This is a genomic window from Rhodoferax ferrireducens (genome assembly GCF_003347515.1).
Taxonomy (GTDB): Bacteria; Pseudomonadota; Gammaproteobacteria; order Burkholderiales; family Burkholderiaceae_C; genus Rhodoferax.
Genome location: NZ_QEII01000088.1, coordinates 1 through 369, shown reverse-complemented (window position 1 = coordinate 369; position 369 = coordinate 1). Strand labels below are relative to the sequence as shown.

Sequence of the window (369 nt, the reverse complement as noted above, 5' to 3'; positions counted from 1 at the left end):
CTCCAGGCGCACTACAAAGCGCAGGGAAAGCCTATGCAGGAGTTGGCTATCAAGTCGGCGCTGCAGTCGGTGCGGAGGGTGAAGTGATGATCATCAAACTCCCATTTCCAGCCGCAAGCCTATTTCCCAATCGCAAGAATGGCAATCACTTTCGCAAGACTCTGGCCGTCAAGAATAAGCAAAAAGAAGACGCCTTTTACCTGACTAAACAAGCCGCTGTCGGCTATGTGGCGCCCGAGGGTTACATCCCTTTGTCCTTGCTATTTCTGACGCCAGACAAGCATGCGCGTGACCTGGACAACATGCTGGCCGCCAGCAAGGCGCTACTCGATGGCATGGCCCGCGCCCTGGGTGTTGACGACAGCCGTT

General features: G+C 55.6%; 1 protein-coding gene. It reads left to right on the top strand.

The features are described 5' to 3' along the window. Positions 1 to 86 precede the first annotated feature (86 nt). Positions 87 to 369 (top strand): endodeoxyribonuclease RusA (locus C5P05_RS00355; RefSeq protein WP_114967976.1); only part of this gene is annotated, 283 nt, incomplete at its 3' end.